Raw genomic sequence first — 14,130 nt, 5'->3', positions numbered from 1 at the left:
TCAGCTGGAGGCCTCCGCCGACTCGGTCGACTCGTCGGCAGCGGCTTCGCCCTCGGCCTCGCCCTCGGCTTCCCCGCCCTCGGCCTCGCCCTCTTCGCCGGCCAGCTCCTCGGCCGTCGGCGTGTGGACGACGTGCAGGACGAGCAGCTCGCCGTCCGCGTCCAGCTCGACCCCGTCGGGCAGCTTGACGTCGGCGGCGGTCAGCTGGTCGCCGATCTCCATGCCCTCGACGCTGACCTCGATCTCGTTCGGGATGTGGGTCGCCTCGGCGAGCACGGTGAGGCTGGTCAGCTGCACCGCGAGCATGCCGTCGACAGCGACCTCGCCGTCGACGTTCAGCGGGATGTCGACGCTGACCTTCTCGCCGCGCCGCACCAGCAGCAGGTCGACGTGCTCCAGCTCACCCTTGATCGGGTTGCGCTGTACCGCCTTGGGGATCGCCAGCTCGGACTTGTCCAGCCCCTCGATACGCAGCAGCACGTTCGGCGACTTCAAGGCGAGCATCAGGTCGTGGCCAGGCATGGACAGATGCCGGGGGTCGGTGCCGTGACCATAGAGCACCACCGGCACCTTGGCGGCGCGGCGGACACGACGCGCGGCACCCTTGCCGAACTCGGTACGCGGTTCGGCCTGGATACGGACCTCGGACACGGCGGTACTCCTCGTTGCGTGGTCGTTGCATGCTCGTTGCCGGATGACCGGCGGGCGCTTCCGTCGGGTGTCGGAATGCACCGAACGTTGGTCGGGCACCACCGAGTTCGGCCAGTGCCGCGCCGGTGACGCACATGAGCTCCTGAGTCTATCGGCTGCACGCGCGGAGCCGATAAGCGCATCCACCCCAGGAACCGGCTCTTGCCGTTCGAGCTATATCGATATATCGTTAACTATCGCAGACAGTCTCATTAGGGACTGTCGCGAACAGCTCTCTTGAAAGGAGAACCCATGCACGCAGATGCATCGATGCGCGGGCCGTGGTGGCCCGCCTTCAACCCAATGGCCGCCGCCGAGGAAGGCCGCGGCCGGCGCGGACGCGGACGCCCGGGTGGCGGGCACGGACCCCGCGGTGGCCCGGGCCCGTTCGGCTTCGACCCGCGGATGTTCGGCCGTGGCTTCGGCCCCAGGCACCGCGGTCGCGGCCGGCGCGCCAGGCGCGGCGATGTCCGGGCCGGGATCCTCGCCCTGCTCAGCGAGCAGGCGCGGAACGGCTACCAGATCATCCAGGAGCTCACCGAGCGCAGCAACGGGTACTGGCGACCGAGCCCCGGCTCCGTCTACCCGGCCCTGCAGCAGCTCGAGGACGAGGGCCTGGTCCGCACCACGGAGATCGACGGCCGGAAGGCGTACGAGCTCACCGACGCGGGCCGCGAGTACGTCGAGGCACGCCCGGGCGAGTTCACCGCACCGTGGGACGCCCTCGCCGGCGACGTCGACGAACGGGCGCAGGAGCTGGCGAGCCTCGCCGGCCAGCTCGGCGGCGCGGTGATGCAGGTCGTCCAGGCCGGCAACGACGCGCAGCTGGACCGCGCGAAGCAGATCCTCGTCGACGCACGGCGGGACCTCTACCGGATCCTCGCCGACGACGAGGACGCGTCGCCCGACGACGCCGACGACGAGACCCGGTGAGCGCCACACTGCCCCATCGCCTGACGCCCTAGACTGGGCCAACGGCGGTGGGGCTCGCCGTCAACCGCGACTGCGTCGCCAACGGTCCCTGCGTACGAACACGCATCAGGGAGGCGACGCATGACCGTATACCCCGTCGACCTTTCGCGCTCCGCTCCTCGCTCAGCTGCGGTGCGTGCACGCGTCCCGGCTACCGTTCTCGCTGCGATGCTCACGCGAAAGGTCTCCTCATGACCACCCGGCCGGACCCCGCGACCACTGCTGACGTCTTCCGCGATCCCGCCCCGTCCCGCCGGACCTGGCGGCGGCTGGTCGGCCACCTGGACGTGCTCGCGGTCGTCGCCGTCGGGGGCGCGCTCGGCAGCACCGGTCGCTACCTGGTCGGGCTCGCGCTGCCCACCCCGGCCGCCGGCGTGCCGTGGGGCACGCTGCTTGCGAACGTGACCGGCTGCCTCGCGCTCGGCGCGCTGCTGGTGTTCGTCCTCGACCTCTGGCGGCCGACCCGGTATCTGCGGCCGTTCCTCGGCGTCGGGGTGCTCGGCGGGTACACGACGTTCTCCGCGGTGACCGTGGAGGCCCTCGACCTGGTACGGGCCGGCGCCTGGCCGGTCGCCTTCGGGTACCTGGCCGGCAGCGCGCTCGTCGGCTTGCTCGCGGCCTGGCTCGGTGTCACACTCGCGCGCACCGTGATCCGGTCCGCCCAGCAGAGGAGAGCGAACCGATGAGACTCTCCGGGCCCGCCTGCCGCCTCACCGCGATCGTCGGCGAGAGCGACCAGTACCACCACCACCCGGTGTACACGGAGATCGTGCACCGGGCACACCGCGCCGGGCTCGCCGGCGCGACCGTCCTGCGCGGCGTGGAGGGCTACGGCAAGAACAACCACATCCACACCAGCCGCATCCTCAGCCTCAGCGACGACCTGCCGGTCGCCGTCGTGATCGTCGACACCGAGGAACGGGTGAGGAACTTCCTGCCCCAGCTCGACGACGTCGTACAGGGCGGCCTGGTCATGATCGACGAGGTCGAGGTCATCCGCTACGTCGGCGACGCCGAGGCGGCCGCGACGTGACCCTGTTGTTCGTCGCGCTCGGCGGCGCGGTCGGTGCGCCGCTGCGTTACCTCACCGACCGGCTGCTGCAGCGCAGGGTCGACCAGGTCTTCCCCTGGGGCACGCTTACCGTGAACGTGGTCGGCTCGCTCGTGCTCGGCGTGGTGCTCGCGCTCGCCGGCGGAGGAATGCTCTCCCCCGCCGCCGTCGCGTTCCTCGGCACCGGCGTCTGCGGCGCGCTCACCACGTTCTCCACGTTCAGCTTCGAGACGCTCCGGCTGGTCGAGCAGGGCGCCGTGCGGCAGGCGGTGCTGAACGTGGCCGTCAGCCTGACGGTCGGCTTCGGCGCCGCCGCGGCCGGCTACTACGTGACGGCCGCGCTCGGCTGAGCCGGGTCAGTCCTGGGCCTCGAAGAGGCTGGTGACCGAGCCGTCGTCGAAGACCTCGCGGATCGCCCGGGCGATCAGCGGGGCGATGGACAGCACGGTCAGCTTGTCGAACCGCTTCTCCTCGGGGATCGGCAGCGTGTTGGTGAGCACGATCTCCGACACCGGTGAGTTCTTCAGCCGGTCGACCGCGGGACCGGACAGCTGCGCGTGCGTCGCCGCGGCGACCACGTCGCGTGCGCCGTTCTCCATCAACGCCTCGGCGGCCTTCACGATGGTGCCGCCGGTCGCGATGATGTCGTCCACGATCACGCAGGTGCGGCCCTCGACCTCGCCGACCACCTCGTGCACCGAGACGTCGCGCTCCTTGCCGTACGGGTCGCGCCGCTTGTGGATGATCGCCAGCTGCATGCCCAGCCGGTCCGACCACATGTCCGCGACCCGCACCCTGCCGGCGTCCGGCGAGACGACGGTGGAGTCGGCGGGGTCCAGCCGGTCCGAGAGGTAGTCGGCCAGTATCGGCATCGCCCACAGATGGTCGACGGGGCCGTCGAAGAACCCCATGATCTGCGAGGTGTGCAGGTCGACGGCGATCAGCCGGTCGGCGCCCGCGGTCTTGAACAGGTCGGCCATCAGCCGCGCGGTGATCGGCTCCCGGCCGCGGGACTTCTTGTCCTGCCTGGCGTAGCCGTAGAACGGAGCGACCACGGTGATCCGCTTGGCCGAGGCGCGCTTCAGCGCGTCGACCATGATCAGCTGCTCCATGATGCGTTCGTTGATCGGCTCGTAGTGGCTCTGCAGCACGAACGCGTCGCAGCCGCGGACCGACTCCCGCACCCTGGTGTAGATCTCACCGTTGGGGAAGTCGTACACCTCCGTCGGGGTGAGCTCGATGCCTAGATGCTCGACCACCTCCTGGGCGAGCTCCCGGTTCGAACGCCCGGAGAAGACCATGAGTTGCTTCTGTCCGGTCTTCTTGATCCCCGTCATCGGCCGCCCCCCTTGTGCGGTCATACGGCTACACCCGTCCTGGTCAGCACGCCCTGGCTCATCCTTCTCCAGTCTCCCCTTCGGCTTCCCGGCTTGCCGCACGCTCCCTGGCCTTGCGTGCTGCTTCCGCGGACGGAGTATCGGAGCGTCGGCGCTCCACCCAGCCCTCGACATTGCGTTGCTTGCCACGCGCCACCGCCATGGCACCAGGCGGCACGTCACCGGTGATCACCGAGCCGGCCGCGGTGTAGGCGCCGTCGCCCACCTCGACCGGCGCGACGAGCATGGTGTCGCTGCCGATGCGTACGTACGCACCGACCCTCGTCACGTGCTTCCGCACCCCGTCGTAGTTCACCACGACGGTGGCTGCCCCGATGTTCGAGTGCTCGCCGATCTCGGCGTCACCGATGTACGACAGGTGCGGCACCTTCGCACCCGGGCCGACGGTGGAGTTCTTGATCTCCACGTACGCACCGGCCTTCGCCGCCTCGGCGAGGTCGGCGCCCGGCCGCAGGTACGTCCACGGGCCGACGTTCGCGCGTGGGCCGATCTGCGCGCCCTTGGCGTGCGTGTTGAGCACCCGCGCGCCGGCACCGACGGACGTGTCGACCAGCGTGCAGGACGGCCCGACCTCGGCGTCCCGCGCCAGGTGCGTGCTGCCGCGCAGCAGGGTGAACGGCTGGATGGTGACGTCCTCCTCGCAGGTGACGTCCGCGTCGACCCAGGTGGTGGCCGGGTCGACCACTGTGACGCCGGCGCGCATCCAGCCCTCGAGCAGCCGGTCGTTCAGCACCCGGCCGGCCGCGGCCAGCTGCACCCGGTCGTTGACGCCGAGCGTCTCCGCGTGGTCCGGGGCGACGACCGCCTGCATGCCGTGCCCGTCCGCGCGGGCCATCGCCACGACGTCGGTGAGGTACTCCTCGCCCTGGGCGTTGTCTGTGGTGAGCTTGGTCAGCGCTGCGGCCAGGTAGCCGGCGTCGAAGGCATACACGGACACCGCGCACTCGGCGATGCCGCGCTCCTCCTCGGTGGCGTCCTTGTGCTCGACGATCCGGTCCACCTCGCCGGTGTCCGGGCCGCGTACCACCCGCCCGTAGCCGGTCGGGTCGGGCAGCACCGTGGTGAGCAGCACGACCGCCGCGCCGGACTCCTCCCTGCGCTCGACCAGCCGCGCCAGGGTCTGCGTGGTCAGCAGCGGCGCGTCGCCAGGCACCACGAGGACGGTGCCGTCGGTGTCCCCCAGTGCCTCGAGCGCCAGCCGCGCGGCGTGACCGGTGCCGTGCTGTTCGGCCTGGACGACCGGCAGCGCCTCGGCGTCGAGCTGTGCGAGGTGCGGTGTCACCTGGTCGCGCCCGTGCCCGACGACGACGGCCGTACGCGCGGGCCGCAGGCCTTCGGTGGCGGCGAGCACATGCCCGAGCATGCTGCGACCGGCCAGTTCGTGCAGGACCTTTGGGGTTGCCGAACGCATCCGCTTGCCCTCACCTGCGGCGAGGACCACGACGACCGGCGGGCGAGCGCTCACGCGCATACTCCTCGGCGAGTGGGGAACGGGCGAGTCGTGCGGTCAGAGCTGCTGCCGGGCGCGACGCACGGGGAAGGTGGCCACGACGTACCCGACACCTGCCGAGAATACCGGCGGGTACGCGACGCGCCAGGGCTGGGTTCGAGGACGTGACCGGCCACACACCCATTGTCGGGGGCGGCGCGTGCGCTGCTCATCGGTGTGCGTCAGCTCCCGGGAGAGGACTCGAACCCCTAACACATGGACCAAAACCATGGGTGTTGCCGATTACACCACCCGGGACCGGATCATGGCCCACAGTACCGTCCGCCCTTTCCGCGGCGATCGATACTAGGTACTTCGCCGTCGTACGCGGCAAACTTGAAGGTGTACAGCCGGACAGGAGACGCCGATGACGGCTGCCGCCGACCGCTTCGACTTGGTCACGTTCACCAGTGACTTCGGCATCGACGACTCGTACGTGGCGATCTGCAAGGGCGTGCTGCGCCGGTTCGCCCCGCACGCGGACGTCGTCGACGTGACGCACACCGTGCCGGCGCAGGACATCCGCCATGCCGCCCTGGTGCTGGCGCGGACGGTGCCGTGGTTCACCGGCGCCGTCCACCTGGCCATCGTCGACCCTGGGGTGGGCACCGACCGCAGGGCGGTGGCCGTCCGGGCCGGCGACAGCGTGCTCGTCGGGCCGGACAACGGCCTGCTGATCGCGGCGGCGGACGCGCTCGGCGCGCCGCGGGAGGCGGTGGCGCTCACCAACACCGACCGGTTCCTCATGCCGGTGTCCGCCACCTTCCACGGCAGGGACGTGTTCGCGCCGAGCGCGGGACAGCTGGCCAGCGGCTGCGCGCTCACCGACCTCGGCGAGCCGATCGACCCGGCGACCCTCGTGCGGCTGCCGACGCCGCGGATCGCGACCGCCAACGGCTGCCTCACCGCGGAGATCGTGGACGTCGACACGTACGGCAACGTGCAGCTGGCCACCCGGCTGCACCACCTGGAGCAGGTCGGCCTCGCGGGTGCCAGCGAGGTGAAGGTGACGACCAACGGCGCGGTGACCCGGGCGCTGCGCACGAAGTCGTACGGCGAGGTGCCGCCTGGCACCCTGGTGCTGTACGTCGACTCCGCCGGGGCGCTGGAGCTTGCGGTGAACGAGGGCAGCGCCGCGCACGCGCTCGGCGCCACCGTCGGCGACGACGTAGAGATCCGCGGCGACTAGAGCATCACACGTGCTCGAGGGACGCCACCCACACCGGAACCCATGCCCGCGCAGGGCACCAAACTCGGCGAGCAACTCCACCCGGGCAACGACGCAGACATCCGCAGCGACTAGAGCATCACACGTGCTCGAGGGACACCACCCACACCGGAACCCATGCCCGCGCAGGGCACCAAACTCGGCGAGCAACTCCACCCGGGCAACGACGCAGACATCCGCAGCGACTAGAGCATCACACGTGCTCGAGGGACACCACCCACACCGGAACCCATGCCTGAGCAGGGCACCAAACTCGGCGAGCAACTCCACCCGGGCAACGACGCAGAGATCCGCAGCGACTAGTCGCGGTCGAGGTGCGCCACCACGAAGATGCGCCGGAACTCGAGCACGGTGCCCCAGGGCCGACGCGGGAACTCCTCGCGCAGCAGGGCGCCGTACTCGGCGAGGAACTCCGCCTGCTGCGGCTCCGCCAGGGCGTCGAGCACCGGTCGCAGGCCGGTGCCCTTCATCCAGTCGAGCACGGCGTCCTCGCCAGGCAGGACGTGCAGGTACGTCGTCTCCCAGGCGTCCACCAGGCACCCGAGGCCGGCGAGCTCGGCCAGGTACTCGGCCGGCTCCGCGACGACCAGGTGTCGGTCCGCGCCCGCGCCGACCAGGTCCCGCCAGCGCGGTGACTGCCGCAGCTCGGTGAGCAGCCGGTGGGCGGGCGCGCGGAAGTTGCCAGGCACCTGGAACGCCAACCAGCCACCGGGCGCTAGCCACGACACGAACGCGGGCAGCAGCTCCCGGTGCCCAGGCACCCACTGCAGCGCGGCGTTCGACACCAGCACGTCCACCGGCTCGGCCGGCGTCCACTTCGCCAGGTCGGCCTGCTCGAAGGTCAGCCGGCCGGGCAGCTCGTGCTGCGCGGCCTGGTCGAGCATCTGCGTCGAGTTGTCGATGCCGGTCACCCGCGCGTGCGGCCACCGCTGCGCGAGCGAGGCGGTCGCCGCGCCGGTGCCGCAGCCGAGGTCGACCACCTGGTGCGGCCGCTCGGCACCGACCCGCCGCACCAGGTCGTAGAACGGCCTGATCCGGTCGTCGGCGAACCGGTCGTACTGTTTCGCATCCCACATGCCAGGCACCTTCCCGGGTAGCTTGATATCAAGATACATCCTCGGCAGACTGGGCGCCGTGCACCACAGTGAGCTCGCCGCCGGTGCCGCGGCCGTGCTGCGCGGCAACGACCGCGGCCGGATGACGGCCGCCGCCCCGCGGCTGTACCCGCACCAGTGGAGCTGGGACGCCGCGTTCATCGCGATCGGCCTGGCCCACCTCTGTGTGCCGCGGGCGATCACCGAGCTGACCAGCCTGCTCGCCGGCCAGTGGAGCACGGGGATGATCCCGCACATCGTGTTCGGCGACGCGTCCGGCTACTTCCCCGGCCCGCAGCGGTGGCGCAGCCAGGAGTCGCCGTACGCACCGCGCGGCGTCGCGACGTCCGGCATCTGCCAGCCGCCCGTACACAGCCTGGCGCTCGCGCACCTGGTGGCGGTCGCCCGCCGCAACGGCCAGGCCGACCGCCGCACGGCCGAGGACTTCCTCGCCGCCAGCTTCGACAGCTGGCTGGCCTGGCACCGCTGGCTCGCCACCGCCCGCGACCCCGGCCGCGCCGGCCTGCTGGAGATCAACCACGGCTGGGAGTCCGGCATGGACAACTCGCCGCGGTGGGACGCGCCGTACGCGCGCGTGCACCCGGGTGCCATGGAGCCGTTCGAACGCCGTGACACCGCCCACGTGCGCGACCCGAGCGAGCGCCCGTCTGACCTCGACTACCGCCGCTACGTCTGGCTGGTCGACCAGCTCGCCGGCGTCCGGTACGCCGACGACGCGGCGCGGGGCTGCGACTTCCGGGTCGCGGACGTGTTCATGTCCGCGGTGTTCGCGGTGAGCAGCGAGGTGCTCGCCGAGCTCGCCGACGACCTCGGGCGCGACGCTGCCGGCACCGAGCTTCGACAGCTGGCCGACCGGTTCCGCGCCGGGGTGTCTGGCACCGTCGACGACGGCAGTGGGCTGGCCCGCGACCGCGACGTCCGCACCGGCGAGTGGCTCGCCGGCGAGACGGTCGGCGGCTTCGCGCCGCTGCTGTGCGGCGCCGACGACGCTCTCGTAGAGCGCCAGCGCGCGCTCCTGATCGGCCCGCGGTGGTGCGGGTACCCGCGGCTGCGGCACGCGTTGCCGCCGACAACGTCACCGCTCGCGCCGGAGTTCCACCGCCGCGCGTACTGGCGCGGGCCGCAGTGGCCGGTGCTCACCTGGCTGTTCTGCTGGGCGGCGAGCCGCCGCGGCGATGACGAGCTGGCCGGCAGGTTCCGCGAGGAGGCCCTGCACCAGCTCGACGACGGCAGTTTCGCCGAGTACTACGAGCCGTTCACCGGCGAGCCGCTCGGCAGCCGCGCGCAGTCGTGGACGGCGGCCGTGACGCTGGCGTGGCTGGCCGAACGCTAGTTCGCACCCGTCGGGTTTCCGACGTAGTTTCGGTGACGTGACTGACGTACTCACCCCTCCATCCGACCTGCCGCGCACTGTCGGTGGCCTGCGCGCCGCCGGGCAGGAAGCGCGCAGTGTGCGTACCGAGATCCGCGACAACCTGCTCGCCGCGCTGCGCGCCGGCCGGGACCCGTGGCCGGGCATCGTCGGCTTCGGCGAGACCGTGCTCCCCCAGCTGGAGCGCGCGCTGCTCGCCGGCCACGACGTCGTGCTACTCGGCGAGCGCGGGCAGGGCAAGACCCGGCTGCTGCGTTCGCTGATCGGGCTGCTCGACGAGTGGAGCCCGGTGATCGAAGGCGCCGAGCTGGGCGAGCACCCGCTGCAGCCGATCACGCCGCGGTCGATCCGCCGCGCGCAGGAGCTTGGCGACGACCTGCCGATCGCGTGGCGGCACCGGTCGCAGCGGTACGCGGAGAAGCTGGCCACGCCGGACACGTCCGTCGGCGACCTGGTCGGCGACGTCGACCCGGTGAAGGTGGCCGAGGGCCGCAGCCTCGGCGACCCGGAGACCATCCACTACGGCCTCGTCCCCCGCGCCCACCGCGGCATCGTCACCGTCAACGAGCTGCCCGACCTCGCCGAGCGCATCCAGGTGGCGCTGCTGAACGTAATGGAGGAGCGCGACATCCAGGTACGCGGCTACCTGCTGCGGCTGCCGCTCGACGTGCTGCTCGTGGCGTCGGCGAACCCGGAGGACTACACCAACAGGGGCCGCATCATCACGCCGCTGAAGGACCGGTTCGGCGCGGAGATCCGTACGCACTACCCGCTGGCCGTCGACGACGAGGTCGCGCTTATCGGTCAGGAGGCGGCGACCGTCGCCGACGTGCCCGACCACCTGGTGGAGGTGGCGGCGCGGTTCGCCAGGCACCTGCGCGAGGCACCCGAGGTCGACCAGCGGTCCGGCGTCTCCGCCAGGTTCGCGATCGCCGCGGTCGAGACGGTCAGCGCGGCCGCGCTGCGGCGCGGGGCGGTCGCGGGCGAGGACCAGCCGGTGGCCCGTCCGGTCGACCTGAACGCCGTACCCGCGGTGCTGCGCGGCAAGCTGGAGTTCGAGACCGGGCTCGCGGCGTCCGACGACGCGGACGTGGACGAGCTGCTCACCCACCTGCTGCGCCGCTCGATCGCGGACACCGCCCGCACCCGGCTGGCCGGTGTGGACCTGGCGCCGCTGGCCGAGGCGGTCGCGGGTGGCCACCGCGTGGTGACCGGCCCTGACGTGCCCGCCGCGGACGTCGCGCAGGCACTCGCCGGCAGCGCCGCGGCCACCGAGGTGCTGCACCGGCTCGGCGTCGGCGAAGGCGACCCTGTCGGCCGCGCAGCCGCCGCCATCGAGCTCGCCTGCGAGGCCCTCTACCTGGCCCGACGCCTCGCCAAGGACACCGACGACGACGACCGTACCGTCTTCACCAGCGAGGAGCCCGAGTTCGGCTAGCGGGCGCGCTCGGCGGCGACTACGGCGGCGCCGATCACCCCTGCGGTGTTCTGCAGCTGCGCCGCCACGATGGGGGCGCGCAGGTGCAGCAGCGGCAGGAAGTGCTCCGCCTTCTTGCTGACGCCGCCGCCGACCACGATCAGGTCCGGCCACAGCAGGTCCTCGATGGTCGCGTAGTAGCGCTGCAACCGGGCCGCCCAGTCCGCCCAGGACAGGTCCTCCTCCTCGCGCTGCCTGGCAGCAGCGGCGTCCTCGGCGTCGTGCCCGTCGATCTCGATGTGGCCGAGCTCGCTGTTCGGGATCAGCTCGCCGTTGTACAGCAACGCCGTGCCGATGCCGGTGCCGAGGGTGGTCATCAGCACCAGGCCGCTGGCGTCACGCGCGGCGCCGTACCTCGCCTCGGCCACCCCCGCGGCGTCGGCGTCGTTGACCACGAACACGTCCCGCTCGAGCACCTTGTCGAACAGCGTGTCGGCGTCGGTACCGACCCAGGACGGGTCGATGTTGGCGGCCGTACGTACGACGTTGTCCTTCACCACGGCAGGCACCGTCACGCCGATCGGGCAGCCGTCCACGTCGGTGCCGAACTCGCCGACGATCTCGGCGACGACTGCCGCCACGGCCTGCGGCGTGGACGGGTCCGGGGTGGGGATCCTGACCCGTTCCTTCGCGAACTCGCCGGCCTCCAGGTCGACCGGCGCGCCCTTCATGCCGGTCCCCCCGATGTCGACGCCGAAACCACGGGAACGCTTTGCCATCGATGGACTCCCTCGACCCCGAACACGCTCTCGTCGCGCACCCTACCGGTACCGCGATCCGCGACGTAGCGTCCAAAGGGTGAGCAACCGCCGATTCACCTACGGCCGTTGGCACGGTGGGCCGGACCCGTTGGCCCGCCCGCGCAACCTGCGGGAGGCGATCGAGGCGATCGGCCGCGACGTGCTCGACGGGTCGTCGGTGCGCAACGCGATGCGCGAGCTGCTGCGCCGCGGCGTCAGCGGCCAGCGCGGCCTGGACGACGTCGCCGCGAAGGCGTGGCGACGTCGGTCGGAGCTGACCAGAGAGAACCGGCTCGACGGCACGCTGCAGGAAGTGCGGCGGCTGCTCGACCAGGCGGTGCAGGCGGAGCGGTCGGCGCTGGCCGGCGACGACTCCGAAGACGCCATGTTCCGGCAGCTCCAGCTGGACGCGCTGCCAGACTCCACCGGTCAGGCCGTCCGCGAGCTCGCCGAGTACGACTGGCGGTCGCCGGAGGCGCGCGAGGCGTACGAGCAGATCCAGCAGCTGCTCGGCCGCGACCTGCTCGACTCGCGGTTCGAGGGCATGAAGCAGGCGATGCAGAGCGTCACGCCCGAGGACGTCGAGCGCGTCCGCGAGATGCTCGCCGACCTGAACGACCTGCTCGCCGCGCATGCCAGGGGCGACCCCGACACGCAGCAGAAGTTCGAGCAGTTCATGGAGCAGCACGGCTCGTTCTTCCCCGAGCAGCCGCGCGACGTCGAGGAGCTCATCGACTCGCTCGCCGCCCGCGCGGCCGCCGCGCAGCGGATGATGAACTCGCTGTCCGAGCAGCAGCGCGCCGAGCTGGGTGAGCTGGCCGCGCAGGCGTTCGGCGACCAGCGGCTGGCCGCCAGCCTGGCCGAGCTGGACGCCAGGCTGCAGCAGGCCAGGCCGGGCGAGGACTGGTACTCCGGCGAGCGCTTCCAGGGTCAGGACCCGCTCGGCATGGGCGAGGCGACCGACATGATGCAGGAGCTCAGCGACCTGGACGCGCTGCTCGAGCAGCTCGGCCAGATGTACCCGGGCGCCAACCTCGACGACATCGACATCGACTCGCTACGCGACCTGGTCGGCGACGAGGCCGCGGTGGACGTACAGCGGTTGCGCGAGCTGGCCCGCGAGCTGGCCGCGCGCGGCCTGGTCGACCGGGCGCCCGACGGGTCGCTGCTGCTGTCGCCCAAGGCGCTGCGCCAGCTGGGCGAGACCGCGTTCCGCGACCTGGTGAGCGAGATCGCCAGGCGCGGCGAGCACGTAGACACGTCCGCCGGTGCCGCCGGCGAGGCGACCGGGGAGACCAGGCCGTGGCAGTTCGGGGACGCGCAGCCGTTCGCCACCACCGCGACCGTGCGCAACGCCATGCTGCGTACGGCGTCCGACGGCCAGCCGCTCACCGGCCGGGTCGAGCTGAGCGCCGCGGACATCGAGGTGGTGGAGACCGAGTCGCGTACCCAGACGGCCGTAGCACTGTGCGTGGACACGTCGTGGTCGATGGTGGCGGAAGGCCGCTGGGCGCCGATGAAGCGCACCGCACTGGCGCTGCACCACGTGGTCAGCACCCGCTTCCGCGGCGACGCGCTGAGCCTGATCGGCTTCGGCAGGCACGCGCAGGAGCTGCGGCTCGGCGAGCTGGTCGGCCTGGAGGGCGCGTACGAGCAGGGCACCAACCTGCACCACGCGCTGCTGCTCGCCAGGCAGCACGTACGCAGGCACCCGGGCGCGCAGCCGGTGGTGCTCGTGGTGACCGACGGCGAGCCCACCGCTCACCTGGAACCGGACGGCGAGGCGGTGTTCAGCTACCCGCCGCTGGCCGAGACCCTCGGCCGCACCCTCGCGGCCGTCGACGACCTCGCCCGCGCGGGCGCCACCCTCACCGTCTTCCGGCTGGGCGACGAGGCCCGCCTGGAGGCGATAGTGGACGTCCTCGCCAGACGCGGCGCCGGCCGCGTCGTTTCCCCCGACCTGGACGGCCTGGGCCCCGCGGTGATCAGCGACTACCTACGCACCCGCAGACGCGGCTGAGCCGGCAATCGGCCCGGTGTCGTCAGTCGGTGGTCTCTTGATGTCAAGATGGTTGTGTGCAGGACGAAGTGGATCGGCTGGTCGAGGCCTGGCGCAGGGAGCGCCCGGACCTCGACGTCGCGCCGCTCGAGGTGCTCAGCCGGGTGTCCAGGCTGGCCAGGCACCTGGACCTGGCCAGGCGCAAGGTGCTCGACGGGCACGACCTGGAGGCCTGGGAGTTCGACGTCCTCACCACGTTGCGCCGCACCGGCCCACCGTACGAGCTGAGCCCGACCGCGTTGCTGAAGGCCACCCTGGTGACCTCGGGCACCATGACCAACCGGATCCAGCGGCTGGCTGCCTCCGGGCTGGTCTCCCGGCACCCGGACCCGCGGGACGGTCGCGGCGCGCGGATCCGGCTCACCGACCGCGGCCGGGCGACCGCCGACGCCGTGCTCGCCGACCTGCTGGCCGAGGAGCGTGAGCTGCTCGCGTCGCTGTCGGCAGAGCAACGCACCGTGCTCGCCGGGCTGTTGCGCAGCCTGCTCCTCCCGTTCGACAACTAGTGTCGGTCCTCCGGCAACAGGTCGAGGAGGACCA

General features: G+C 71.9%; 14 protein-coding genes and 1 tRNA gene. 9 read left to right on the top strand and 6 right to left on the bottom strand.

Going from position 1 to position 14,130, the window contains the following annotated elements:
• Nucleotides 1–651: a 50S ribosomal protein L25/general stress protein Ctc gene (locus tag GEV07_09920; GenBank protein MQA03014.1), complete on the bottom strand. Its 651-nt coding sequence runs from the start codon at nucleotides 649–651 to the stop codon at nucleotides 1–3.
• 291 nt (nucleotides 652–942) lie between these two features.
• On the opposite strand from GEV07_09920, the gene GEV07_09915 reads away from it, so the two are divergent.
• The 4 genes from GEV07_09915 (at nucleotide 943) to crcB (ending at nucleotide 3,063) form a co-directional block, all read left to right on the top strand.
• Nucleotides 943–1,623, top strand: a complete 681-nt coding sequence (locus tag GEV07_09915; GenBank protein MQA03013.1) for a PadR family transcriptional regulator — start codon at nucleotides 943–945, stop codon at nucleotides 1,621–1,623.
• A gap of 230 nt (nucleotides 1,624–1,853) precedes the next feature.
• Complete coding sequence (locus GEV07_09910) at nucleotides 1,854–2,348, top strand: hypothetical protein (protein MQA03012.1); 495 nt, start codon at nucleotides 1,854–1,856, stop codon at nucleotides 2,346–2,348.
• The gene (locus tag GEV07_09905; GenBank protein ID MQA03011.1) at nucleotides 2,345–2,695 is read left to right on the top strand and encodes a DUF190 domain-containing protein; all 351 of its coding nucleotides are present in this window, start codon (nucleotides 2,345–2,347) and stop codon (nucleotides 2,693–2,695) included. The genes GEV07_09910 and GEV07_09905 overlap by 4 nt, the downstream gene beginning before the upstream one ends.
• A complete protein-coding gene (crcB, locus tag GEV07_09900; GenBank protein MQA03010.1) occupies nucleotides 2,692–3,063 on the top strand; it encodes a fluoride efflux transporter CrcB in 372 nt (123 codons plus the stop codon). The genes GEV07_09905 and crcB overlap by 4 nt, the downstream gene beginning before the upstream one ends.
• A 6-nt stretch (nucleotides 3,064–3,069) precedes the next feature.
• Here crcB and GEV07_09895 read toward each other — a convergent pair whose 3' ends face one another.
• The 3 genes from GEV07_09895 to GEV07_09885 all read right to left on the bottom strand — a co-directional run bounded on the left by GEV07_09895 (nucleotide 3,070) and on the right by GEV07_09885 (nucleotide 5,857).
• Entirely contained in the window at nucleotides 3,070–4,050 is a 981-nt protein-coding gene (locus GEV07_09895) for a ribose-phosphate diphosphokinase (protein MQA03009.1), read from the bottom strand.
• A 58-nt stretch (nucleotides 4,051–4,108) separates the two neighbouring features.
• Complete coding sequence (glmU, locus tag GEV07_09890) at nucleotides 4,109–5,581, bottom strand: bifunctional UDP-N-acetylglucosamine diphosphorylase/glucosamine-1-phosphate N-acetyltransferase GlmU (GenBank protein MQA03008.1); 1,473 nt, start codon at nucleotides 5,579–5,581, stop codon at nucleotides 4,109–4,111.
• 204 nt (nucleotides 5,582–5,785) lie between these two features.
• Nucleotides 5,786–5,857, bottom strand: a tRNA-Gln gene (locus GEV07_09885).
• A gap of 109 nt (nucleotides 5,858–5,966) precedes the next feature.
• Here GEV07_09885 and GEV07_09880 point away from each other — a divergent pair.
• A complete protein-coding gene (locus GEV07_09880; GenBank protein ID MQA03007.1) occupies nucleotides 5,967–6,788 on the top strand; it encodes a hypothetical protein in 822 nt (273 codons plus the stop codon).
• A 338-nt stretch (nucleotides 6,789–7,126) separates the two neighbouring features.
• Here the strand turns inward: GEV07_09880 and GEV07_09875 are convergent, their stop codons facing one another.
• Nucleotides 7,127–7,903 (bottom strand): trans-aconitate 2-methyltransferase, encoded by a 777-nt coding sequence (locus GEV07_09875; protein ID MQA03006.1) that lies wholly within the window; start codon nucleotides 7,901–7,903, stop codon nucleotides 7,127–7,129.
• Here GEV07_09875 and GEV07_09870 point away from each other — a divergent pair.
• Both GEV07_09870 and GEV07_09865 read left to right on the top strand, forming a co-directional pair.
• Nucleotides 7,902–9,275, top strand: coding sequence for a glycogen debranching protein (locus GEV07_09870; GenBank protein MQA03005.1), 1,374 nt, complete (start codon nucleotides 7,902–7,904; stop codon nucleotides 9,273–9,275). The genes GEV07_09875 and GEV07_09870 overlap by 2 nt on opposite strands.
• 37 nt (nucleotides 9,276–9,312) lie before the next feature.
• On the top strand, nucleotides 9,313–10,752 hold the full coding sequence (locus GEV07_09865; protein ID MQA03004.1) for a magnesium chelatase: 1,440 nt from the start codon (nucleotides 9,313–9,315) through the stop codon (nucleotides 10,750–10,752).
• On the opposite strand, the gene GEV07_09860 is transcribed toward GEV07_09865, so the two are convergent.
• Entirely contained in the window at nucleotides 10,749–11,510 is a 762-nt protein-coding gene (locus tag GEV07_09860) for an ROK family protein (GenBank protein ID MQA03003.1), read from the bottom strand. The genes GEV07_09865 and GEV07_09860 overlap by 4 nt on opposite strands.
• A 79-nt stretch (nucleotides 11,511–11,589) precedes the next feature.
• On the opposite strand from GEV07_09860, the gene GEV07_09855 reads away from it, so the two are divergent.
• Complete coding sequence (locus GEV07_09855) at nucleotides 11,590–13,551, top strand: hypothetical protein (protein ID MQA03002.1); 1,962 nt, start codon at nucleotides 11,590–11,592, stop codon at nucleotides 13,549–13,551.
• Between the two features lie 56 nt (nucleotides 13,552–13,607).
• A complete protein-coding gene (locus GEV07_09850) occupies nucleotides 13,608–14,096 on the top strand; it encodes a MarR family transcriptional regulator (GenBank protein MQA03001.1) in 489 nt (162 codons plus the stop codon).
• Nucleotides 14,097–14,130 lie beyond the last annotated feature (34 nt).

This window comes from Streptosporangiales bacterium, assembly GCA_009379825.1.
In the GTDB taxonomy this organism is placed as follows: Bacteria; Actinomycetota; Actinomycetes; order Streptosporangiales; family WHST01; genus WHST01.
Note: the sequence above shows the minus strand (reverse complement) of the source record. Positions and strands in the feature narration are given on the sequence as shown.